This window comes from Micromonospora sp. WMMD723, from assembly GCF_049863385.1.
GTDB classification, from domain to species: domain Bacteria; phylum Actinomycetota; class Actinomycetes; order Mycobacteriales; family Micromonosporaceae; genus Micromonospora; species Micromonospora wenchangensis.
In genome coordinates, this window is sequence record NZ_JBMKNR010000001.1 from 6,165,242 (window position 1) to 6,186,866 (window position 21,625).

Sequence of the window (21,625 nt, forward strand, 5' to 3'; positions counted from 1 at the left end):
GACCGTGCACGCCTTCGACGTCCTCGGCGACCCGGTGCGCCGGCGCATCCTCGAACTGCTCGCGCAGGGCGAGCGGAGCGCCGGCGGGGTCTGCGCGGTGATCCAGGAGGAGTTCGGGATCACCCAGCCCGCCGTCTCGCAGCACCTCAAGGTGCTGCGGGACAACGGGTTCGCCACGGTCCGCCCGCAGGGCGCCCGTCGGCTCTACGCGGTCGATCCCGCCCCGCTGCGGGAGGTCGACAGGTGGTTGGAGGGGTTCCGCCGGTTCTGGACGCCGGCCCTGGACGCCCTGGCCACCGAGATCGCCCGGGGTCGGCGCGAACGGCGGACGCACACCACGACGGACGACCCGACCGAGCACCGGAGCACCTCATGATCGAGACCAGCCAGCAGATCAGCGCCGTACGACGCACCGTGGGCAGCCGCACTCTCGAAGCGGGTGAGGCGCGCGTGCTGACCATCAGCCAGACGTACCCGACGACGCTTGACGACCTCTGGGACGCCTGCACCAACGCCGAGCGCATCCCGCGCTGGTTCCTGCCGGTCGCAGGCGACCTGCAACTGCACGGCCGCTACCAGTTCGAGGGCAACGCCGGGGGCGTGGTGCAGCGCTGCGACCCGCCGAAGAGCTTCGCCGCCACCTGGGAGATGGGCGACGAGATCAGCTGGATCGAGGTCCGCCTCACCCCGGAGGACGACGAGCGGACCCGGTTCACCCTGGAGCACGTCGCCCACGTCGACGACGTCCGGTGGACCGAGTACGGCCCCGGCGCGGTCGGCGTCGGCTGGGACTCCGGCCTGCTCGGCCTGGCCAGCCACCTCGACGCCGACGGTGGTGGCGTCACCCCCGACCAGGCCGCCACGTGGATCGGCTCGGCGGACGGGCGACGGTTCATGACGCTCAGCGGCGAGGCGTGGGCCGAGGCCGACATCGCCGGCGGCACCGAACCGCAGGCCGCACGGGCCGCCGCCGCCCGCACCATCGCCGCGTACACCGGCGCGTCGCCGGCCTGACGGTACGGGTCGCGCCGGGTCGCCGGCCCGGCGCAAACCCGGGTGCGTGTTGTCGGTGCCGACGGTCAGACTGGACGGCATGTCGATGCGCCGCGCCCACGACGTCCTGGCCCTGCACCGCGCCGGGCGGCGGGTGAGGTACCTGTGCTTCTGGGGGCACCGGCCACAGCGGGACGGCACCGTCGGGCGCAGCTGCCTGAGCCAGTGGTGGCCGGCGTCGTTCACCGTCGACGGGCGGCGTTTCCCCACCGCCGAGCACTGGATGATGTGGCGCAAGGCGCTGCTGTTCGACGACGCCGAGGCCGGGGAGCGGGTGCTCGCCGCCGGCCACCCGCAGCAGGCCAAGGCGGTCGGCCGCCAGGTCCGCGGGTTCGACCAGGCGGTGTGGGAGGCCGAGCGGTACGCCGTCGTGCTGGCCGGCAGCCTGGCCAAGTTCGGCCAGCACGCCGACCTGCGGGCGTACCTGCTGGGCACCGGGGACCGGGTGCTGGTGGAGGCGAGCCCGGTCGACCGGGTGTGGGGGGTCGGGCTGGCCCCCGACGACCCGCGCGCCGAGGACCCGGCCCGCTGGCGTGGGCTCAACCTGCTCGGCTTCGCCCTGATGGAAGCCCGGGAGATCCTGCGCGACGACCGGCCGACCGACCCCGGGCCGACGGCGGACCTGCCCTGAGCCGGGTGGCCCGGGCGCGGTAGCGTGCGGCGGCATGACCGTCCTGCCGTACGCGCACTGTCACTACTGCGGGGCGGCCTATCCGCCGGACGCCGGCTGGCCCCGGTTCTGCGCGGCCTGCGGGCAGACGGTGTGGCGCAACCCGACCCCGGTCGCGGTGGCGCTGCTGCCGGTGCGGACCGACGCCGGGCTCGGCCTGGTGGTGGTACGCCGGGACATCGAGCCGGCCCGGGGCCAGCTCGCCCTGCCCGGCGGCTTCGTCGAGTACGGCGAGGAGTGGGCCGAGGCACTGGTGCGGGAACTGCGCGAGGAGACCGGGCTGGTCGACGAGGCGCAGCGGGCCCGGCTGTTCGCGGTGCACGGCGCCCCGCACGGCGGCACCATGATGATCTTCGGGGCGCTGCCGGAGCGGCCGGCCGCGCAGCTGCCCCCGTCGACGCCGACCGAGGAGGCCACCGAGTGGCTGGTCCTCACCGAGCCGGTCGAGTTGGCCTTCTCGACCCACACCCGGGTGCTGGCCGACTTCCTCGCCGGCCGGCACTGACCCCACCGCGCCCGGCCGGGGCGGACCCGCCGCAGGTGCCGGGCCCGCCGGACGCGCCGTGGTCAGACCCGGGCGGGCTGCGGGGCGAACGGGACGCTCGGCGTCGGGTCGGGGGCCGGCTCACCGGCCGGGTGCCGCCACAGGCCCCGGGCCCGCAGGATCGGCAGCACCCCCTCGCCGAACCAGTACGCCTCCTCCAGGTGCGGGTGGCCGGAGAGGATGAACTCGTCGATGCCGAGCGCGTGGTACTCGGTGATCCGGTCGGCGACCTCGGTGTGGCTGCCCACCAGGGCGGTGCCGGCCCCGCCCCGGACCAGCCCCACCCCGGCCCAGAGGTTCGGGGCGACCTCCAGCCCGTCGCGGCTGCCGCCGTGCAGGGCGAGCATCCGGCGCTGCCCCTCGGACTCGCTGCGCCGCAGCCCCTCCTGGGCGGCCCGGATGTCAGCCTCGTCGATACCGTCGAGCAGCCGCCCGGCCTGCGCCCACGCCGCCTCGGCGGTGTCCCTCGCGATGACGTGCAGCCGGATACCGAAGCGCGGCGACCGGCCGGCGTCGGCGGCGAGGGCGCGGATCCGGTCGAGTTTGCCGGCCACCTGGGCGGGCGGCTCGCCCCAGGTCAGGTAGACGTCGCTGTGCCGGGCGGCCACCGGGCCGGCGGCGGTGGACGAGCCACCGAAGTAGACCGGGGGCACCGGGTCGGGCAGCCGGGCCAGCCGGGCGCCCTCGACCCGCAGGTGTTCCCCGGCGTGGTCGACGGTTTCGCCCCGCCACAGTGACCGCACGACGTACAGGAACTCGTCGGTGCGGGCGTACCGGGCGTCCTTGTCGAGGAAGTCGCCGTAGGCGCGCTGCTCGGTGGATTCCCCACCGGTGACCACGTTGAGCAGCAGCCGGCCGCCGGACAGGCGCTGGAAGGTGGCGGCCATCTGGGCGGCGAGGGTGGGTGAGAGCAGCCCGGGGCGGAACGCGACCAGGAACTTCAGCCGTTCGGTGACCTCGGCCAGCATGGCGGTGGCCAGCCAGGCGTCCTCGCACCACGCCCCGGTCGGGGTGAGCGCGCCGACGAAGCCGAGCTGCTCGGCGCTGCGGGCGATCTGCCCGAGGTAGGCGACGGTGGCGGGGCGGGCCCCACCGGCGGTGCCGACCGCGACGCCGTGGCCGCCGCCGACGATGTCGCGGCTGTCGCCGTAGGTGGGCAGGAACCAGTGGAAGGTCAGCGACATCGGGGGTCCTCCTGAGGGATGGGACGACGACCACGACAGGCTACCCATAAAACCTATCGGCTTGGTAGGTTACTGCGCGCCGCCGACCTGCGGCGTCGCGAGCACACCGTCCACTCCCGAGGAGCCGACATGCCCACCCCGCCGAGGAGCCTGCGCCGGCTGGCCACCGCTCTGTTCACCGCCCTGTCCCTGGTCGCCGTCGGCGGGGTCACCGGCTGCGCCGACGACGCGCAGGCCGGCAAGGGCCCGCTGCGCATCGGCTACCAACGCTTCGGCGGGCTGAGCCTGGTCAAGGCCCGCAACGCCGCACCCGACGCGCAGTGGTCGCTGTTCGAGAGCGGCCCGGCCCTGACCGAGGCACTCAAGGCCGGCGCGATCGACATCGGACAGGTCGGTGAGGCGCCTCCGATCTTCGCCGCCGCCGCGAAGATCCCCTTCTCGGTGATCGGCACCTCGGCCCCGATCCCGCAGGGCGAGGCGGTGCTGGTCAAGCAGAACAGCGGCCTGAAGACCTTCGCCGACCTGCGCGGCCGGACCGTGGCGCTGAACAAGGGCAGCAACGTGCACTGGCTGCTGGTCCGGCTGCTGGCGGCGAACAACATGACGCTGAAGGACATCAACGTCAAGTACCTCAAGCCGGCCGAGGGACGGCCCGCTTTCGACAACGGCCAGGTCGACGCCTGGATCATCTGGGACCCGTACTTCGCCCTCGCCGAGCAGCCCGGGGTGACGGTGCTCGCCGACGCCACCGGCCTGGCCAGCAACCGGGAGTACGTGCTGGCCTCCCCCGAGGTGGTCCGGGACCGCACCGACGACGTCCGCGCCTTCCTCACCACGTACCGGAAGGTCACCGACTGGGGCATCGCCAACCCGGCCGAACGCGCCACGGTGCTCGCCCCCGAACTGAAGATCCCGTTGGACGTCACCACCCGGGCGCTGGCCCGCAGCGCCCGCCCGTTGGCCCCGGTCACCCCCGCCGTCGGCGTCGAACTCCAGGCCATCGCGGACGGCTTCACCACCCTCGACCTCGTCCCCGGCCCGGTCGACATCGCCGGTCGGGTGGACGACCGGTTCAGCGCGGTGTTCCAGTGAGCACCACCGTGGTGCTCCCCGCGCCGCCGGCCGCCGTCCCGGCCCCACCCGACGCGGGCCCGCGACGTCGGGCCGGGCGGCGCTGGTGGCGACTGGTGAGTCCGGTCCTGCTCGTCGCCGGATGGGAGGCCGCCGCCCGCGCCGGCCTGCTCGCCCCGGACAAGCTGCCCGCACCGAGCCGGGTGCTCACCACCGGGGTACGGCTGGCCGGCGACGGGACCCTCGGCGTCCACCTGCTCGACTCGCTCACCCGGGCCGGCATCGGGCTGCTGCTCGGCGGGGTGCTGGCGCTGGTGCTCGGTGCCGCCGCCGGCCTGCTCCGGCTCGGTGACGACCTGGTCGACCCGCCGGTGCAGATGGCCCGGATGCTGCCCCACCTGGGGCTCGTCCCACTGCTGATCATCTGGGTGGGGATCGGCGAGTCGTTGAAGATCACCCTGGTCGCGCTCGGGGTGTTCTTCCCGATCTACTTCAACACCTACGCCGGCATCCGGGACATCGACGAGCGGCTCGTCGAGGCGGCCCGCACCTGCGGCCTGGGACCGGCCGCGCGGCTGCGGCACGTGGTGCTGCCCGGGGCGTTGCCGTCGCTGTTCCTCGGGCTGCGGCTGGCGATCGGGGCGGCCTGGCTCAGCCTCGTCGTCGGCGAGCAGGTCAACGCCCAGACCGGCGTCGGTTTCCTGATGATGGAGGCCCGGGAGTTCAGCCAGACCGACGTGGTGGTGCTCGGTCTGGTCATCTACGCGCTGCTCGGGCTGCTGTCCGACCTCGCCCTGCGGATCCTGGAGAGGAGGACCCTGACATGGCGACGCGGCCTGCGGGCGACCTGACCGGCCCGACGCACGGGACCGGCGACGCGGCGGACCGGGCGGGCGACGCGGCGGTGCTCACCGCCCACGGGGTACGGCGGGCCTTCGACGGCCGGTCGGTGCTCGCCGGGGTCGACCTGGCCATCGCCGCCGGGGAGGTGGTGGCGCTGCTCGGCGGCAGCGGCTCCGGCAAGAGCACCCTGCTGCGGATCCTCGCCGGCCTGGACGCCGACGCCACCGGCGAGACCCGGGTGCGGGGCACCGCCGCCGTGGTCTTCCAGGAACACCGGCTGCTGCCCTGGAAGCGGGTCGGCGACAACGTCGCGCTGGGGCTGACCGGCCCCGACGTGCGGGCCCGGGTGGACCGGGCGCTGACCGAGGTGGGGCTGGCCGACCGCCGCCGGGCCTGGCCGGCGGAACTCTCCGGCGGTCAGGCGCAGCGGGTCGCGGTGGCCCGCGCGCTCGTCCGCGAGCCGGACCTGCTGCTGCTCGACGAGCCGTTCGGGGCGCTCGACGCGCTGACCCGGCTGCGGATGCAGTCCCTGCTGCGGCGGCTGCGCGCCGAGCACGGCTTCGCCGCCCTGCTGGTCACCCACGACGTCGAGGAGGCGCTGCTGCTCGCCGACCGCATCCTGCTGCTCGACGGGGGCGTCGTCGCCGAGGAGGTCACCGTCGACCTCGGCCCCGCCGGGCACGCCGCCGACCGCCCCGCCCGCTCCCCCGAACAGCCCGCCTTCGGCGCGTTGCGTCGCCGGCTGCTCGACCGCCTCGGCGTACCCGCCGTCTGATCCCGGAGATGACGATGACCCGCTGGACACCCGACCCGAGTTTCTACCCCTCCCCCCGCGAGGCGGCCACCGCGCCCGTCGAGAAGCTGGCCTACGTCGCGGCGTTCGACCGTACGGCGCAGCGGCCGGACGCGATCGTCGTGCTCGACACCGATCCGGAGTCCGCCGACTACGGCCGGGTGGTCGGCTGGACGGATCTGCCGTACACCGGCGACGAGCTGCACCACTTCGGCTGGAACGCGTGCAGCAGCGCGCTCTGCCCGACCGCACCGCACCCGCACGTCGAGCGGCGTTACCTGATCGTGCCGGGGCTGCGGTCGTCGCGCATCCACGTGTTCGACACCCGACCGGACCCGCGCTCACCGCAGCTGGTGAAGGTGATCGGCGCGCAGGAGCTGGCCGAGAGGTCCGGCTACTCCCGCCCGCACACCGTGCACTGTGGCCCGGACGGCATCTACCTGTCGGCGCTCGGCGGCGTCGACGGTGCCGAGGGTCCGGGCGGCATCGCCGTGCTCGACCACACCACCTTCGCCGTCCGTGGGGCGTGGGAGGCCGACCGGGGCCCGCAGTTCCTGGCGTACGACGTGTGGTGGCACCTCACCCAGGACGTGCTGGTCACCAGCGAGTGGGGCACCCCGTCGATGATCGAGGACGGCATCGTCGGCGAGCTGCTGCTGGGACGGAAATACGGGCACGCGATCCACTTCTGGGACCTCGCCAAGCGCCGGCACGTGCAGCGGGTCGACCTCGGCGACCAGTACCAGATGGCGCTCGAACTGCGCCCCGCGCACGACCCGACCCGGTCGTACGGCTTCGTCGGGGTGGTGATCAGCGTCGAGGACCTGTCGGCGTCGGTCTGGTTGTGGCACCGCGACGGCGACGGCGCGGACGCGCCGTGGGCGGTGACCCGGGTGATCGACATCCCCGCCGAGCCCGCCGACCCGGCCGGTCTGCCGGACCTGCTCAAGCCGTTCGGCGCGGTCCCCCCGCTGGTCACCGACATCGACCTGTCGGTGGACGACCGGTTGCTCTACGTCTCCTGTTGGGGCACCGGGGAGCTGCGCCAATACGACGTGACCGACCCGTTCCACCCGGTGCTGGTCGGCTCGGTGCGCCTCGGCGGCATCGTGGCCCGCACGGCCCACCCGGCCGCTCCGGACGAGCCCTTGGCCGGTGGTCCGCAGATGGTGGAGGTCAGCCGGGACGGCCGCCGGGTCTACGTCAGCAACTCGCTCTACGGCTCCTGGGACGACCAGTTCTATCCCGACGGGGTGGGCGCGTGGCTCGCCAAGCTGGACGTCGACCCGGAACACGGCGGGCTCACCCCGGACGTGCGGTTCTTCCCGCACGGCGAGCAGTTCCGGGGGCTGCGGGTGCACCAGACCCGGTTGCAGGGCGGCGACGCCAGCTCCGACTCGTACTGCTTCCCGTGACCGGGCGGACCCTGCTGGCGGTGGCGGCGCTCGGCGCGTTCCACGGGTTGAACCCGGCGATGGGGTGGCTCCTCGCGGTCGCCCGGGGGTTGCAGGAGCGTCGCCGGGTGGCGCTGCTGGCCGCGCTGCCCCCGGTCGCGGCAGGCCACCTGGCCTCGGTGGCGGTGGTCGCCGCGCTGGTCTCCGCCACCCGCTCGGTCACCGCCAGCACCGCGTTGACGGTGGCCGGCGGGACGGTGCTGGTCGGGTTCGGGCTGTGGCGACTGTTGTCCCGGCGGCACTTCCGCTGGGCCGGGATGCGGCTGTCGGCGGCGCAGGTGGCCGGCTGGTCGTTCCTGATGTCGTCGGCGCACGGTGCTGGGTTGATGCTGCTGCCGGTGCTGCTGGCCGACCCGCCGGCCGGCGGGCACGCCGGGCACCTGGCGGCGGCACCGGCCGGCGCGCTGACCGGGCTGGCCGCCGCCGGGGCGCACACCGTGGCGATGCTTGCCGTCGCGTCGACCGTCGCGCTGCTGGTGTTCGAGGTGCTGGGGGTCGGGGTGCTGCGCCGGGCCTGGTTCAACGTGGACCGGCTCTGGGCCGGGGTGCTGGTCGCGGCGGGGGTGGTGACGCTGGCCGCCGCCATCTGACCGAATGGCCCCGGCCCGGGTCGGCCAGTGGCTCTCCCCGGCCGCAACTCCTACTGATTCAATAGGAGTTGCAGCCGCCGAGCCGAGGGAGCCCCGGTGTCCACCGTTCTGTCGTACGACGAGGCCGACCACGACGCCCGCCGGGCCCGGCAGTGGCTGGCCGGCCAGGCCCGCGCCGACGGGGTGTCCCGCGCCGACCTGGTCACGCTGGGCACGGCGATGAGCGCCCTCGCCGCCGCCGACGACGCACGGGAGCCCGTCGCGCCCGCCGCCGGGCCGGTCGGGGTGGCCCCGGGCATCGTCAAGCCGCTCGACCCCGCGCTGCTCACGCCCCGCGACGGCAACGCCGAGATGCGCTGGGAGGCGATGGCCGGCCAGGGCTACGTGGTGCCGAACGACAGGTTCTTCGTGCGCAACCACACCCACACCCCCCACATCGACGCCGACACCTGGCGGCTGCGGCTGTACGGCGACGGCCTGCGTGACGCTCCGACCCGGGACGCCCCGGTCGAGTTCGGCTACGCCGACCTGCGCGCACTGCCCGCCGTCGAGCTGCCCGCCCTGGTGGAGTGCGCCGGCAACGGGCGGCACTTCTTCGCCAGCCAGCAGGACACCCCGGCCTCCGGGGTGCAGTGGCGGCTCGGGGGCGTCGGGGTGGCCCGCTGGCGCGGGGTGCCGCTGTCCACCGTGCTGCGGCACGCCGGGTTGACCGCCGACGCGGTGGACGTGATGCCGGAGGGCCTCGACCCGCCGTACGTCACCGGGGGCGTCGATCTCGGCCGGGTACGCCGTCCGCTGCCGATCGGCAAGGCCCTCGACGACGTGCTGCTCGCGTACGAGATGAACGGCGCGCCGCTGCCGGCGGACCACGGCTTCCCGGTCCGGGTGGTGGTGCCCGGCTGGATCGGCATCTCCTCGATCAAGTGGGTCGGCGCGATCGAGGTCTCCACCACCCCGCTGTTGTCCCCGTGGAACACCAGCCTCTACCGGATGTTCGGTCCCGGTCAGCCGGCCGACGGCGGGCCGGCCGACACCCAGTCGGTCAAGAGCGCGTTCGAGCTGCCCTGGGACGCCCGGCTGCCGGCCGGCGTCGAGACCACGCTGACCGGCCGGTCCTGGTCCGGGGCCGGCCCGATCGACCGGGTCGAGGTCGACACGGGCGACGGGTGGCGACCGGCCACCCTGGTCGGGGTGGACCGGGGTGGGCCCTGGCAGCGGTGGTCGACGCGGTGGTGTCCGCCGACCGCCGGCCGGTGGACGCTGCGGGCCCGCGCGGTGGACGTGACGGGCCGTGGTCAGGCCGACCGGGCCGGGGTCAACGACCTCGGGTACCTCTTCGACGGGGTGGTCCGGCATCCGGTGACGGCGGTCTGACCCGCCCGCCACCCGTCCGGCCCGCCGACCGCAGGACTGCCCGGCACCCGCCGGCCGGGTGGCCGGTCAGGGGCGGGCGCAGGTCGCCGCGCCGGTGGGACCGTTGCCGGTACCCTGGAAGCCGAATTCGGTGCCGGTTCCCGCCCCGACGGCGCTGTTGTAGCCGAGGTTGCGGAAGCTGACGTCACCGGAGGTGCCGGTGTTCTGCGCGCTCCACACGGTGGTGACGGTGGCACCCGACGGCAGGATCAGGTCGACCACCCACCCGTCGAGCCCGGCCGGGCCGGCGGTGACCTTGACGGTGGCCACGAAGCCGCCGGACCAGGAGTTCACCGACACCGACGCGGTGCAGTCACCGTCACCGGGCGGCGGGCTCGTGGTAGGAGGCGGCGGGGTGGTCGTGGGCGGTGGGGTGGTGGTCGGCGGCGGCGTGGTCGGCGGGACGGTGGTGCCGCCCGCGTTGAGCGCGTCCAGCGTGGAGGTGTACGCGGCCTTCTTTGTGCCGTTGCCGTCGAAGAGCAGCGGCGTGGCGCTGGACCGCCACGAGTCGGTGTCCCGGATGCCGGAGACGGTGATGCCGGTGCAGCGGGAGATCGCCAGGCAGGCGCGGACCACGCGGGAGTAGCTGTCGGCCTGGGGGCTGCCGGAGCCCTCGATGTCCAGCTCGGTGATCTGCACCTCGACGCCGAGGTCGACGAAACGCTGGAGGTTGGCCTGGTAGTCCGACGGCACCGGCGACTGGGCGGTGAAGTGGGACTGGAAGCCGACACAGTCGATCGGCACACCCCGGGCCCTGAAGTCCCGGACCATGGCGTACACGCCGTTGCTCTTCGGGTTCTGCCCGTCGATGTAGTAGTCGTTGTAGCAGAGCGTCGCGCCCGGGTCGGCGGCCCGGGCGGCCCGGAACGCCGCCTCGATCCAGTCGTCACCGGTGCGCTGCAGGTTGGAGTCACGACGCCCACCGCTGCCCCCGTCGGCGAACGCCTCGTTCACCACGTTCCACGCGTCGATCCTGCCCCGGTAGTGGGTGGCGACCTGGGTGACGTGGTTGAGCATGGCGTTGCGCAGGGCCACGCCGGACAGGACGGCCGTCCAGCGCGGTTGCTGCTGGTGCCAGGCCAGCGCGTGACCGCGGACCCGCATCCCGTTGGCCTCGGCGTGGCTGACCAGCTTGTCGCCGCCGGCGTAGCTGAACTGGTTCGGGCTGGGCTCGGTGGCGTCCCACTTCATCTCGTTCTCGGCGGTGACCGAGGTGAACTCACGGTTCAGGATGCCGGCGTAGCCGGAGTCGGAGAGCCTGTTCACCGCCACCGCGGTGCCGAAGTAGCGGCCCGTCTCGGCGGCGGCGGCACCGAGGGTGGTGCCGGCGCTGGCGCTGGAGGCGAGGGCGACGGTGGTACCGACGGCGACCAGGCCGGTGGCGATCGAGACCAGGGCGGCACGCAGCCGCGGTGGTGTGGTCCGACGCCCGCTGCCGCGGGTGGACACGTGGTTCATGGCGGATGCCTTTCACGACGGTGGGGTGCACCGTCCCGACCTTTCGCCCGGGTGCGGTGGCCGGCCGGGGAGGCGGTGTGGTCCGCCCGGAGGCCACACCCGCCCGCGTCGTCGCTCAGCCGCCACCGCCGAGGTCGAGGGGTTGCCAGGGTGACGCTATCGAACCATCTCCAAGAGTTCAATGAACGTCGATGCCTTGGCCGTGTCGTCGCCGGCGTCGCCGCTACTCGGTGGCGGCGAGGTAGCCGCTCGCCTGCAACTCGAACAGCTCCCGGTAGGGCCCGTCGGCGGCCATCAACGTGTCGTGGTCGCCCTGCTGCACCAGTCGACCACGGTCCATCACGAAGATCTGGTCGGCGTGCCGGACGTTGGCCAGCCGGTGGGTGATCAGCACGACCGTCCGGTCGGGCCGCCGCCGCAACTGCTCGAAGAGCGCGTGTTCGGCGCGGGCGTCGAGGGCGGCCGACGGCTCGTCGCAGATCAGCAGCCGGGCGTCGCGGTAGAGGCCCCGGGCGGCCACCAGCCGCTGCCACTGCCCGCCGGAGAGGTCGTGGCCGTTCTTGAACTCCCGCGCCAGCAGGGTGTCGTAGCCGAACGGCAACCCGGCGATCATGTCGTGCGCGGCGGCCGACCGGGCGGCGTCCTCGACGGTGGGCCCGGCCATGTCCGGAGCCCGGTCGTACCGGCCGATACGGATGTTCTGCGCGGCGGTGAACGGGAACTTCCACCACTCCTGGGTCATCACCGCCACCTGGGCGGCGGTCGACGCCGGGTCCAGCTCGGCGACGTCGACGCCGTCCCACCGGATCGCCCCGCCGGTGGGTCGGTAGAGACCGGCGATCAGCTTGGCCAGGGTGGTCTTGCCGGAGCCGTTCTCCCCGACCAGCGCGACCACTTCGCCCCGCCGGACGGTGAGGCTGACCTCGTCGACGGCCGGGGCGTCGGTGTCCGGGTAGCGCAGGCTCACCCGGTCCAGCTCGATGGTGTCGAACCCGGTGGCGGGCCGTCCCGGGGCGGTGCCGCTGCGCCCCTCGGCCCGGTCGAGGAAGTCCCGGTAGTCCTGGTAGTAGAGGGCGTCCTCGTAGAGGTTGTTGGTGGCGAAGACGGCGAGGGCGAGGCTGCTGCGGGCCGACTGGAGGGCGAGCAGGGCGGTCGCCGCCGCGGCCAGCGCGACCAGGCCGGCGAGCAGCAGCCCACCGAGCACGGCGTAGACCGCGAAGGCGGCGACCCCGCCGATGGACATCCCGACGGCCCGGGTCCGGCTCTGTGCGCGGGCCAACCGCAGCAGCGCGGCCGTCTCGGCGCTCATCATCCGGCGGAACTCGGTGAGCAGGAAGTCGCGCATCTGGTAGGCCCGCACCTCGGCGGCGGTGTGCCGGTTGGCCATCAGGTTGGCCAGCATCCACATCCGGCGACGCCTGTTGATCCGGGCCAGCATGTCCAGGTACTGCCGGCGGGCCATCCTGACCGCGGTGACCGCCTCGGGTACCGCGGCGAGCAGCAGGCACGGCAGCAGCAACGGCTGGATCACGGTCACCGCGGCAGCGGTGGCCAGCACGCCCACCACCCCGGTGATCAGGTTGACCGTGTGGTCGACGATGGACGCCGCCTCGGCCGTGCCCCGGTCGCGGACCCGGTCCATCTCCTCGGCGAAGCCGGCGTCGTCGAAGGCGGCCAGCTCGACCGCCGTGGTGGTCTCGAACAGCCGCAGCTCCACCGCGTAGGTGATCTGCGGGATCAGCCGGGCCTGCGCCCAGCCGGCGGTGACGGTCAGGGTGCCCTTGGCGGCCACCGCCGCCGCGGCCAGCACCAGCGCGGGCAGCGCGGCCCGGACCCGGTCCGGCGTCGGGCCGGCGGCGAACAACTCCCGCAGGACGCCGGTGGTGGCGAGCAGGCCGAGGGTGGTCATCACCCCGGCGGCCAGGTTCAGCCCGATCGCGGCGAGGGTGTCGCGCCGGCTGGTGGCCCAGGCCAACGCGACGGCCTCGCGCACCAGCCGGGGCAACCGGCGGGCCACCGCGCGGAAGCTGGTGTGCGCGAACGTGGTGGCGTGGTGCATCCAGGCGCCGTCGGCCAGCTCCGGCAGATCGAGCCCGGCGTCGTCGGCGGCGCGCTCGGCGGGCTCGTCCGCGCCGGCCGCACGGCGGGGACCGGTCACCGTCGCCATGGTTCCTCCCGGGCCGAAGGGGGCGGGGCACGGGCGAGCCTACTGTCAGCGACGACGGACTGTCTCGCCGTGGCGGCGTGTCGTACACCTGTCGCATTGGCGTGTCGCGGAGCGCGCCGCGCCGCCCGCCGCGCCGGGTCGCGTCGCGTGGCCGCGCCCCGGGTGGCAGGCTGGGACGCGAACCGTCGGCGGCACCACGCGCCGACGACCGTCGTGAAGGAGAAGATCGACCCGATGGCTGCGAGTGTGACCACCACCGACGAATGGCAGGCGCTGCGCAAGCACGCCGAGACGATGCGCGGCGCCCACCTGCGGGAGCTGTTCGCGGCCGACCGGCAACGGGGTGAGCGGCTCACCGGCGAGGTCGCCGACCTGCACGTCGACTACAGCAAGAACCTCGTCACCGACGAGACGGTCGGGCTGCTCACCGCGCTGGCCGGGCGGGTCGGGCTGACCGACCGGATCGCCGCCATGTTCGCCGGGGAGCACATCAACTCGACCGAGGACCGCGCCGTGCTGCACACCGCGCTGCGGCTGCCGCGCGACGCCGCGCTGACCGTGGACGGTCAGGACGTGGTCGCCGACGTGCACCGGGTGCTGGACCGGATGGCCGCGTTCAGCGAGCGGGTCCGCTCCGGGCAGTGGCGCGGGCACACCGGTGAGCGGATCAGCACGGTGGTCAACATCGGCATCGGCGGTTCCGACCTCGGGCCGGTGATGGCGTACGAGGCGCTCAAGGCGTACCGGGACGGCGGGATCGCCTGCCGGTTCGTCTCCAACATCGACCCGACCGACATCCACGACAAGACCCACGACCTCGACCCGGCGACCACCCTGTTCGTGGTGGTGTCGAAGACCTTCTCCACGCAGGAGACGCTGGCCAACGCCGAGCAGGCCAAGACGTGGCTGCTGTCGGGGCTGGACGCCGCCGACGACGCGGCGATCGCGAAGCACTTCGTGGCGGTGAGCACCAACGCGGGCCGGGTGGCCGACTTCGGCATCGACCCGGAGAACATGTTCGGCTTCTGGGACTGGGTGGGTGGCCGGTACTCGTTGCCGTCGGCGGTCGGGCTGTCGGTGATGCTGTCGGTCGGGCCGGACCGGTTCCGCGAGCTGCTGGCCGGCTACCACGCCGTCGACGAGCACTTCCGCACCGCGCCGGTGGAGCGGAACCTGCCGGCGCTGCTCGGGCTGATCAACGTGTGGTACGTCGACTTCCTCGGCGCGCAGACCCACGCGGTGCTGCCGTACTCGCAGTACCTGCACCGGTTCCCGGCGTACCTGCAGCAGCTCACCATGGAGAGCAACGGCAAGTCGGTGACCCTCGACGGCACGCCCGTGGACCACCCGACCGGGGAGATCTTCTGGGGCGAGCCGGGCACCAACGGTCAGCACGCCTTCTACCAGCTCATCCACCAGGGCACCGTGCTGATCCCGGCGGACTTCATCGCGTTCAGCCAGCCCAACCACGACCTGGGCGAGATGCACGACCTGTTCATGTCGAACTTCTTCGCGCAGACCGCCGCGCTGGCCTTCGGCCGGACGAAGGAGCAGGTCGAGGCGGAGGGCACGCCCGCCGAGGTGGTGCCGCACCGGGTGATGCCCGGCAACCACCCGACCACCTCGATCATCGCGCCGAAGCTCACCCCGTCGACGCTGGGCCAGCTCATCGCGCTCTATGAGCACATCGTGTTCACCTGCGGCGCGGTCTGGGACATCAACCCGTTCGACCAGTGGGGGGTGGAGCTGGGCAAGGTGATGGCCAACCAGCTCGCCCCGAAGCTGACCGGGGACGCGCCGGACCTGGCCGACGTGGACTCCTCCACGGCGGCGCTGATCCGCCGCTACCGCCGGGAGCGCGGCCGGGCCTGAGGTCCGGACGGCCGCTGCCGGGCATCCGGCAGCGGCCACCGGTGAGGCCCGTCGGGACGGCGGCCGGGTCACCCGACCCGGCCGCCGTTTCTTTCGACCAACTGGTCCAACCAGTTGACGAATTGACTGGTACGCCGCCAGACTGCTGCCGTGACCTTCGTCCCGGTGCCCCGCAGCTCCGTCTCCGACCACGTCTTCGGCCAACTCCGCGACGCCATCGTCAGCGGACGACATGCCCCGGGTGACCCGCTGCCCGGGGAACGCGAACTCGCCGCCGCGTTCGCCGTCAACCGGCACGCCGTACGGGAGGCGTTGCGCCGGCTGCAGCAGCTCGGGCTGCTGCGGATCAGCCAGGGCGGCGTCACCCGGGTGCTGGACTGGCGGGTGCACGCCGGCCTCGACCTGGCCCTGTCCCTCGCCCAGTCCGGTGACGTGCTGCCGGTGGAGAACCTGGTCCGGGACATGCTGGAGATGCGCGCCTGCGTCGGGGTCGACGCGGCCCGGCGCTGCGCCGGGCGGGCCACCGGGGCGGTACGCCGGGTCGTGGTCGACACCGTGGAGGGGTTCGCCGCGCTCGCCCCCGACCTGTCCGCGATGGCCGAGGCGAACATCGCGCTGTGGCGGCACATCGTCACCGGCAGCGGCAACACCGCCTACCTGCTCTCCTTCAACAGCCTGGTGGCCGGGGCGCTGGCCGTCGGCGAGGTGCCGCCGGCCCGACGCGCGGCCGAACTGCTGGACGTCGCCGGGCACCGCCGGCTGGCCGCCGCGATCGCCGACGGCCGGGGCGACGACGCCGCCACCGAGGCACACACCCTGCTCACCGCGTCCCTCACCAGTCCGACGGGCTGACCGGCCCGTCGTCCCCCTCCGGTCGACCCGCACCACCCCACCCGCCGACCCGTCCCGGGCGTCCACCCCCGTCGCCCGTCCCCCGGAAGGGAACGTCGCGCATGATCCCCGCCGTGCTCTACGCCGTACCGGCGTTCCTGCTGCTCATCGCCGTCGAGGCGTGGTCGTACCGGTTCGCGCCGGACGACGACGAACGCGGCTACGAGCTGCGGGACACCACCACCAGCCTCACCATGGGCGCCGGCAGCCAACTGATCGGCTTCCCGTGGAAACTGCTCACCGTCGGCCTCTACGTCGCGCTGTGGACGGTCGCCCCGGTGCAGCTCTCCCCCACCAGCGTCGGGACCTGGGTGCTGCTGTTCGTCGCCGACGACCTGGCCTACTACTGGTTCCACCGCACCCACCACGAGGTACGCCTGTTCTGGGCCAGCCACGTGGTGCACCACTCCAGCACGCACTTCAACCTGTCCACCGCGCTGCGGCAGAGCTGGACGCCGATGACCTCGCTGCCGTTCTGGCTGCCGCTGGCGCTGCTCGGCATCCCACCGTGGATGATCTTCCTCCAGCAGTCGGTCAGCCTGCTGTACCAGTTCTTCCTGCACACCGAGCGGATCGACAGGCTGCCCCGACCGGTCGAGTGGGTCTTCAACACCCCGTCGCACCACCGGGTGCACCATGGCGCGAACCGTGAGTACCTGGACCGCAACTACGGCGGCATCCTGATCGTCTGGGACCGGCTCTTCGGCAGCTTCGCCCCCGAGGACACCGCCGTCCGGTACGGGCTGACGACGAACATCGGCACCTACAACCCGCTACGGGTGGCCACCCACGAGTACGCCGCGATCTGGGCCGACGTCCGGCGGGCCGGTTCGTGGCGGCACCGGCTCGGGCACGTCCTCGGCCGTCCCGGCTGGCAGCCCGCCCGATGAGCGGCACCCGTGCCGCCCGGCGACCCGACCGGGGCCGGCCGGCGTCCGGTGTGGCCGGCCGGTGGTGGCTCGGGTTGTTCGGGCTGGCCGCCGCCGTCGAGCTGACCGGGGTCGCCCTCGACGCGCCGGCCGTGCAGTGGGCGGCCAAGCCGCTGCTCGCCCCGCTGCTGCTCGGCTGGCTGCTCGCCGTACGCCGGCGGTGGGACCCGGTGGCGACCGGGCTGGTCTGCGCGGCCGCCGGTGACGTGGCGCTGCTGGTGCCCGGCAGCACCGCGTTCCTGCTCGGGATGGGGTGCTTCCTCGGCACCCAGCTGGCGTTCCTGACCGCGTTCCTGCGGCACCGGCGGCCACCCGCGCCGGCCGTGGCCGGCTACCTGGCGCTGTGGGCGGCGGGCAACGCGCTGCTCTGGGGCCGGTTGGGTGATCTGCGGCTGCCGGTGCTCGGCTACAGCCTGGCGTTGGCCCTGATGGCCGCCGCCGGCTGGGGGGTGTCCCGGCGGGTGGCCACCGGGGGCGCGCTGTTCCTCCTGTCCGACCTGCTCATCGGGGTCGAGGCGACGGGCGTCCGGCTGCCCGGCCACGGGCTGTGGGTGATGACCACCTACCTCGTCGCCCTGCTGTTGATCACCACCGGCTGGGCGGGCCGCGGGGTCGGGCCGCCCCGCGCCGACCCGGCTCAGCCGAGGGCGGCGACCAGGGCCTGCGGGGCCATCGTGGACGGGCGGTCGCTGACCTGACCGTCGCCGATCTCCACCAGCCGCCACCGGCCGTCGGTGCGCCACGCCAGGTCGGCGGTGACGAAGGGCAGGTCGAGCGCTGTCACCACGGCGGCCAGCGGCCCGAGGTCCAGCGGCACGTCGGGCAGTTCCGTCGGGGTGTCCGGGTGCGGGCCGGTGAGCACGCAGCGGCCGTCCACCCACCAGGTGCGGATCTCGACGCCGGCCAGGGGCTCGAAGCGACGCAGCACGAAACCACGGGCGAAGTCGTCGTCACGCAGTTCGCGCAGCCGGGTCGCGACCCGCCAGGCGGCGTCGCCGTCGGCCAGCTCCGGCACGAAACACGCCTCGTGCCAGTGGTGCTTGGCGGATTTGGTCCAGTCCCGCAGCACCGCCGGACCGCTGCCCAGCGCGGTACGGATGCGGTCGAAGTCGGTCCGGTCGACGCCGACGGTCCAGCGGGACTGCGGGGTGAGCGCCGCCGCCGCGGCGTACCACCCGGGCAGTTCGTGGGCGCGGCGGTACCGGTCGGGATCGGTGCGCAGGGTGACCTGCCGGGCGCGCAGCGCCTCGGCGAAGCCGGCGTACCGGGCGGCGGAGAGCATCCAGCCCCGGTAGACCGCGTCGTCGGCGGCGGGCACCCCGGCGACCGCCCGGGTGACGTCCCGCCCCGCCGCGAGGGCGTCGTGGTCGACGACGGCGACCTGGTACCCGGCCTCCCGGGCGGCCTGTGCCTCCGGCGCGAAGTGCGGGTCCGGTCGGCGGGGACGCAGCGGGTCGGCGGGGACGATCAACAGCATGTCCGCATCCTCCCCGGTCGGCCGGCCCGCAACCACCGTCTTTTTCCCGGAACCCGGGGCACGGATTTACCCGGAATGGGGGCACGAACGGTCACGCTGTCGGACAGTTCCGCAGCGTGGCGGTGGTCATCCCCACCCGGGGCGGTTGGTTTCGCTTGCGCGCGGGGTGGAGACTCTTCTTCGGTACCGACAAAGGGGGAGACCGTGTCCGACACCGACCGCCCGCAGCGACATACCCGAGCCGCCGTTCCCGCCGGGGTCACCGATCCGCTCCTGTGGCGGATGGCCCTCGACGTGATCGACGCGCACCATCCCGACCAGGCCGGGCGTTGCGACAACCTGCTCTGCGAACACCAGGAGTGGCCCTGCGACGCCGCGCGCAACGCCCACCGGGCGCTGACCATGGCCGGCGACGTGACGACGGGCGTCGTCGACGACCGACGCACCGTACGGGAGCAGCCCGGCCGGCCCGCACGGCGCACGCGTACCGTCGAGGCGGCCTGACCCGTCGATCGCCGTCCCCCTCGCTCCCGGCGGCTGGCGCACCGGGCCGGTGAGGGGGACGCGGCCTGTCTTCTCCCTGCGCAGGGCCCGGCCTTTCCCGTCGTGCTCCTGGCCGATGTGGACGACCGCCGTCGATCAGCCGGCCCCGGGCGCGACGACCCGTTCGGGTGGACGTCGGACGCCCGTTCCCGTGCCGCCGGCACGATGGCCGCGAGCCGCCGGTCGCCGGCAACCCGTTCGGACCCGACACCATACGGCATCGAAGGTTTTTCATGCCCTATTGCTGATTTATAGTTGATTGTCTGTTGTGTCCGCTTTATAGCTTTACACTGAGGATCACGTGACCAGCAGGACAGCGCGCGCGTCGCGCCGGTCATCCTTGGTGGAGGGGCTGTGGGGGAGAAACAGGGGAAGGCACTCAGCAGCCTCAAGCACGTCAGGGCAGCCTCCAGCCTGAGTTCCGTGCTGTTGATGGCCGGCATGACGACCGGCGCCGGTCCCGCATCGGCGGCCGAGACCGTCCACACCACGTACACCGCGTCCACCCGCGCCGGGACCCCCGGGCCGCTCGGAAACACCCGCCCGTGGCCGGACGCCGTCGCTCTCGCCAGGGACGAAGGCTCGACCGACGGCTCCGACGCTCCCCCGTACGGACCGCAGGGCTGGCAGTGCCAGGAGCAGCCGCCGGGCTGGCACGGCCACGACCAGGAGGGCAGCCAGGGCCCGCAGGGTGCCCAGGGACCACAGGGTGAACACGGTCGACGCGGCCGGCCCGGTCGACCCGGCCCACAGGGGGATACCGGCTCTCAGGGTGCACCAGGCCGTATCGGCCCACAGGGATTCCAGGGCGCGACCGGCAGTCAAGGAATCCAGGGCGCCCAGGGAGCTGCCGGGCCCCAGGGCGCCACCGGCGCGCAGGGTGCGACCGGCGCGCAGGGTGCGACCGGCGCGCAGGGTGCGACCGGCGCGGAGGGCGCCACCGGAGCACAGGGCCCCCAGGGCTTCCAGGGCAGTGCCGGCGCACAGGGCGACCCCGGACCGCAGGGTGCCAGCGGTACGCAGGGCGACGCCGGACCGCAGGGGGCGACCGGCCCACAGGGCGACGCCGGCCCACAGGGCGCGCAGGGGTTCCAGGGTACGAGCGGCGCACAGGGAACACCTGGCGACACCGGCGCACAAGGCCCGCAGGGTGCCAGCGGGGAGCAGGGCGACCCCGGGACACAAGGCCCACAGGGTACGCAGGGCGACACCGGCGCACAGGGGTTCCAGGGGGCAACTGGCGCTCAGGGTGCACCGGGTGCGACAGGACCGCAGGGCGCAACCGGCGCACAAGGAGATGCCGGCGCACAGGGCCCGCAGGGCGTCACGGGAGCACAGGGCCCGCAGGGTTTCCAGGGAGCGACCGGTCCTCAAGGCGCCCAAGGTGACACCGGCCTACAGGGTGCGCAGGGCGACGCCGGCCCACAAGGCGCAACCGGTGCACAGGGTGTGCCGGGCGAAGCAGGGCCGCAGGGGGCCCAGGGGTCCCAGGGGGCAACCGGCGCACAAGGCGACGCCGGGCCACAGGGTGATGCCGGCGCGCAGGGCCCGCAGGGATTCCAAGGGGTGGCCGGGGTGCAGGGAGCCCAGGGCGAACCGGGTCCTCAGGGCGCTACCGGGGCACAGGGGACACCAGGCGACACCGGACCACAAGGGCCGCAAGGTCTCCAGGGGACCACCGGCGCACAAGGCCCGCAGGGAGACACCGGAGCCCAGGGCGCAGCCGGCACACAGGGCGAACCCGGATCGCAGGGCCCGCAGGGATTCCAAGGCATCGCCGGCGCACAGGGCGACGCCGGCCCGCAGGGCGACACCGGCACGCAAGGCCCACAAGGCTTCCAAGGAACGACCGGGGCACAGGGAACCCAGGGCGAGCCCGGCCCCCAAGGCGCTACCGGAGCACAGGGTGCCACCGGAGCCCAGGGCCCACAGGGAACACAGGGCAACACCGGACCACAAGGAGACACCGGAGCACAGGGCGCGACCGGGCCACAGGGGAGCCACCGGGCCACAGGGTGATGTCGGAGCACAGGGCCCGCAGGGATTCCAAGGCACCACCGGCGCTCAGGGTGACGCTGGACCCCAAGGCGACACCGGGGCGCAGGGCCCGCAGGGCTTTCAAGGGGTCACCGGTGCACAGGGCGACGCCGGGCCACAGGGAACCACCGGCTCGCAGGGTGAAACCGGAGCGCAAGGCCCGCAGGGATCCCAAGGCGACATCGGACCTCAGGGAGCCACTGGAGCGCAAGGCGACGCCGGGGCCCAGGGCGCACAGGGGTTCCAGGGTGCGACCGGCGCGCAGGGCGACGCCGGAGCCCAAGGACCACAGGGCGACACCGGCGCACAGGGAACGCAGGGCTCCCAAGGCGTGACCGGAGCCCAAGGTGCCCAAGGTGACACCGGCGCACAGGGTGCCACCGGAGCACAAGGCCCACAGGGCTTCCAAGGGCTGACCGGCGCACAAGGCCCGCAAGGCGACACCGGCACGCAAGGCCCACAAGGCTTCCAAGGAACGACCGGGGCACAGGGAACCCAGGGCGAGCCCGGCCCCCAAGGCGCTACCGGACCACAAGGAGACACCGGCGCACAAGGACCACAGGGCTTCCAAGGCGTGACCGGCGCCCAAGGTGCCCAAGGTGACACCGGAGCCCAGGGCCCACAGGGAACACAGGG

Annotated in this window: 19 protein-coding genes; 15 read left to right on the plus strand and 4 right to left on the minus strand. The window is 73.8% G+C overall.

The genetic code is table 11. The features are described 5' to 3' along the window. The first annotated feature begins 4 nt into the window (after nucleotides 1-4). The 4 genes from ACN261_RS26860 to ACN261_RS26875 all read left to right on the plus strand — a co-directional run bounded on the left by ACN261_RS26860 (nucleotide 5) and on the right by ACN261_RS26875 (nucleotide 2,228). Nucleotides 5-376, plus strand: coding sequence for an ArsR/SmtB family transcription factor (locus tag ACN261_RS26860; RefSeq protein WP_088644107.1), 372 nt, complete (start codon nucleotides 5-7; stop codon nucleotides 374-376). Continuing rightward, nucleotides 373-1,014, plus strand: coding sequence for an SRPBCC family protein (locus ACN261_RS26865; protein ID WP_425852781.1), 642 nt, complete (start codon nucleotides 373-375; stop codon nucleotides 1,012-1,014). Before ACN261_RS26860 ends, ACN261_RS26865 begins: the two co-directional genes overlap by 4 nt. Nucleotides 1,015-1,093: 79 nt before the next feature. Further along, complete coding sequence (locus tag ACN261_RS26870; protein WP_421482440.1) at nucleotides 1,094-1,684, plus strand: NADAR family protein; 591 nt, start codon at nucleotides 1,094-1,096, stop codon at nucleotides 1,682-1,684. Nucleotides 1,685-1,718: 34 nt separating this feature from the next. Further along, nucleotides 1,719-2,228, plus strand: a complete 510-nt coding sequence (locus ACN261_RS26875) for an NUDIX domain-containing protein (RefSeq protein WP_421482442.1) — start codon at nucleotides 1,719-1,721, stop codon at nucleotides 2,226-2,228. A gap of 62 nt (nucleotides 2,229-2,290) precedes the next feature. Here the strand turns inward: ACN261_RS26875 and ACN261_RS26880 are convergent, their stop codons facing one another. Next, the gene (locus ACN261_RS26880; protein WP_425852784.1) at nucleotides 2,291-3,451 is read right to left on the minus strand and encodes an LLM class flavin-dependent oxidoreductase; all 1,161 of its coding nucleotides are present in this window, start codon (nucleotides 3,449-3,451) and stop codon (nucleotides 2,291-2,293) included. 129 nt (nucleotides 3,452-3,580) lie between these two features. Between ACN261_RS26880 and ACN261_RS26885 the strand changes: the two genes are divergently transcribed. The 6 genes from ACN261_RS26885 (at nucleotide 3,581) to ACN261_RS26910 (ending at nucleotide 9,576) form a co-directional block, all read left to right on the plus strand. Then, entirely contained in the window at nucleotides 3,581-4,543 is a 963-nt protein-coding gene (locus ACN261_RS26885) for an aliphatic sulfonate ABC transporter substrate-binding protein (RefSeq protein WP_425852786.1), read from the plus strand. Further along, on the plus strand, nucleotides 4,540-5,373 hold the full coding sequence (locus tag ACN261_RS26890; protein WP_421482445.1) for an ABC transporter permease: 834 nt from the start codon (nucleotides 4,540-4,542) through the stop codon (nucleotides 5,371-5,373). The genes ACN261_RS26885 and ACN261_RS26890 overlap by 4 nt, the downstream gene beginning before the upstream one ends. Further along, the gene (locus tag ACN261_RS26895; protein ID WP_421482446.1) at nucleotides 5,346-6,140 is read left to right on the plus strand and encodes an ABC transporter ATP-binding protein; all 795 of its coding nucleotides are present in this window, start codon (nucleotides 5,346-5,348) and stop codon (nucleotides 6,138-6,140) included. Before ACN261_RS26890 ends, ACN261_RS26895 begins: the two co-directional genes overlap by 28 nt. A gap of 8 nt (nucleotides 6,141-6,148) precedes the next feature. Further along, nucleotides 6,149-7,573, plus strand: coding sequence for a selenium-binding protein SBP56-related protein (locus ACN261_RS26900; protein WP_425852788.1), 1,425 nt, complete (start codon nucleotides 6,149-6,151; stop codon nucleotides 7,571-7,573). Beyond that, nucleotides 7,570-8,202, plus strand: a complete 633-nt coding sequence (locus tag ACN261_RS26905; protein WP_425852790.1) for a hypothetical protein — start codon at nucleotides 7,570-7,572, stop codon at nucleotides 8,200-8,202. Before ACN261_RS26900 ends, ACN261_RS26905 begins: the two co-directional genes overlap by 4 nt. Nucleotides 8,203-8,298: 96 nt before the next feature. Then, a complete protein-coding gene (locus ACN261_RS26910; protein ID WP_425852791.1) occupies nucleotides 8,299-9,576 on the plus strand; it encodes a sulfite oxidase in 1,278 nt (425 codons plus the stop codon). A gap of 66 nt (nucleotides 9,577-9,642) precedes the next feature. Here the strand turns inward: ACN261_RS26910 and ACN261_RS26915 are convergent, their stop codons facing one another. Together ACN261_RS26915 and ACN261_RS26920 are read right to left on the minus strand one after the other, a co-directional pair. Continuing rightward, on the minus strand, nucleotides 9,643-11,073 hold the full coding sequence (locus ACN261_RS26915; RefSeq protein ID WP_425852793.1) for an endo-1,4-beta-xylanase: 1,431 nt from the start codon (nucleotides 11,071-11,073) through the stop codon (nucleotides 9,643-9,645). A 223-nt stretch (nucleotides 11,074-11,296) separates the two neighbouring features. Continuing rightward, complete coding sequence (locus tag ACN261_RS26920) at nucleotides 11,297-13,240, minus strand: ABC transporter ATP-binding protein (RefSeq protein ID WP_425852795.1); 1,944 nt, start codon at nucleotides 13,238-13,240, stop codon at nucleotides 11,297-11,299. A gap of 234 nt (nucleotides 13,241-13,474) precedes the next feature. On the opposite strand from ACN261_RS26920, the gene pgi reads away from it, so the two are divergent. From pgi to ACN261_RS26940, 4 genes are all read left to right on the plus strand, one after another. Continuing rightward, a complete protein-coding gene (pgi, locus tag ACN261_RS26925) occupies nucleotides 13,475-15,112 on the plus strand; it encodes a glucose-6-phosphate isomerase (protein WP_425852797.1) in 1,638 nt (545 codons plus the stop codon). A 150-nt stretch (nucleotides 15,113-15,262) separates the two neighbouring features. Then, on the plus strand, nucleotides 15,263-15,964 hold the full coding sequence (locus tag ACN261_RS26930; protein ID WP_421482453.1) for a FadR/GntR family transcriptional regulator: 702 nt from the start codon (nucleotides 15,263-15,265) through the stop codon (nucleotides 15,962-15,964). Nucleotides 15,965-16,065: 101 nt separating this feature from the next. Further along, nucleotides 16,066-16,893 (plus strand): sterol desaturase family protein, encoded by an 828-nt coding sequence (locus ACN261_RS26935; RefSeq protein WP_204923012.1) that lies wholly within the window; start codon nucleotides 16,066-16,068, stop codon nucleotides 16,891-16,893. Continuing rightward, nucleotides 16,890-17,630 (plus strand): lysoplasmalogenase, encoded by a 741-nt coding sequence (locus tag ACN261_RS26940; protein WP_425852800.1) that lies wholly within the window; start codon nucleotides 16,890-16,892, stop codon nucleotides 17,628-17,630. Before ACN261_RS26935 ends, ACN261_RS26940 begins: the two co-directional genes overlap by 4 nt. Here ACN261_RS26940 and ACN261_RS26945 read toward each other — a convergent pair. After that, nucleotides 17,570-18,409, minus strand: a complete 840-nt coding sequence (locus tag ACN261_RS26945) for an ATP-grasp domain-containing protein (RefSeq protein WP_421482455.1) — start codon at nucleotides 18,407-18,409, stop codon at nucleotides 17,570-17,572. The two genes, ACN261_RS26940 and ACN261_RS26945, sit on opposite strands and share 61 nt — an antisense overlap. A 204-nt stretch (nucleotides 18,410-18,613) precedes the next feature. On the opposite strand from ACN261_RS26945, the gene ACN261_RS26950 reads away from it, so the two are divergent. Next, nucleotides 18,614-18,913, plus strand: a complete 300-nt coding sequence (locus tag ACN261_RS26950; protein ID WP_421482456.1) for a hypothetical protein — start codon at nucleotides 18,614-18,616, stop codon at nucleotides 18,911-18,913. The last annotated feature ends 2,712 nt before the right edge of the window (nucleotides 18,914-21,625 follow it).

Bases quoted from the DNA above. Each gene is read 5' to 3' on its own strand.
- ACN261_RS26865 (WP_425852781.1), top strand. From the start codon at position 373: ATGATCGAGACCAGCCAGCAGATCAGCGCCGTACGACGCACCGTGGGC.
- ACN261_RS26870 (WP_421482440.1), top strand. From the start codon at position 1,094: ATGTCGATGCGCCGCGCCCACGACGTCCTGGCCCTGCACCGCGCCGGG.
- ACN261_RS26875 (WP_421482442.1), top strand. From the start codon at position 1,719: ATGACCGTCCTGCCGTACGCGCACTGTCACTACTGCGGGGCGGCCTAT.
- ACN261_RS26880 (WP_425852784.1), bottom strand. From the start codon at position 3,451: ATGTCGCTGACCTTCCACTGGTTCCTGCCCACCTACGGCGACAGCCGC.
- ACN261_RS26885 (WP_425852786.1), top strand. From the start codon at position 3,581: ATGCCCACCCCGCCGAGGAGCCTGCGCCGGCTGGCCACCGCTCTGTTC.
- ACN261_RS26895 (WP_421482446.1), top strand. From the start codon at position 5,346: ATGGCGACGCGGCCTGCGGGCGACCTGACCGGCCCGACGCACGGGACC.
- ACN261_RS26900 (WP_425852788.1), top strand. From the start codon at position 6,149: ATGACGATGACCCGCTGGACACCCGACCCGAGTTTCTACCCCTCCCCC.
- ACN261_RS26915 (WP_425852793.1), bottom strand. From the start codon at position 11,073: ATGAACCACGTGTCCACCCGCGGCAGCGGGCGTCGGACCACACCACCG.
- ACN261_RS26920 (WP_425852795.1), bottom strand. From the start codon at position 13,240: ATGGCGACGGTGACCGGTCCCCGCCGTGCGGCCGGCGCGGACGAGCCC.
- pgi (WP_425852797.1), top strand. From the start codon at position 13,475: ATGGCTGCGAGTGTGACCACCACCGACGAATGGCAGGCGCTGCGCAAG.
- ACN261_RS26935 (WP_204923012.1), top strand. From the start codon at position 16,066: ATGATCCCCGCCGTGCTCTACGCCGTACCGGCGTTCCTGCTGCTCATC.
- ACN261_RS26940 (WP_425852800.1), top strand. From the start codon at position 16,890: ATGAGCGGCACCCGTGCCGCCCGGCGACCCGACCGGGGCCGGCCGGCG.
- ACN261_RS26945 (WP_421482455.1), bottom strand. From the start codon at position 18,409: ATGCTGTTGATCGTCCCCGCCGACCCGCTGCGTCCCCGCCGACCGGAC.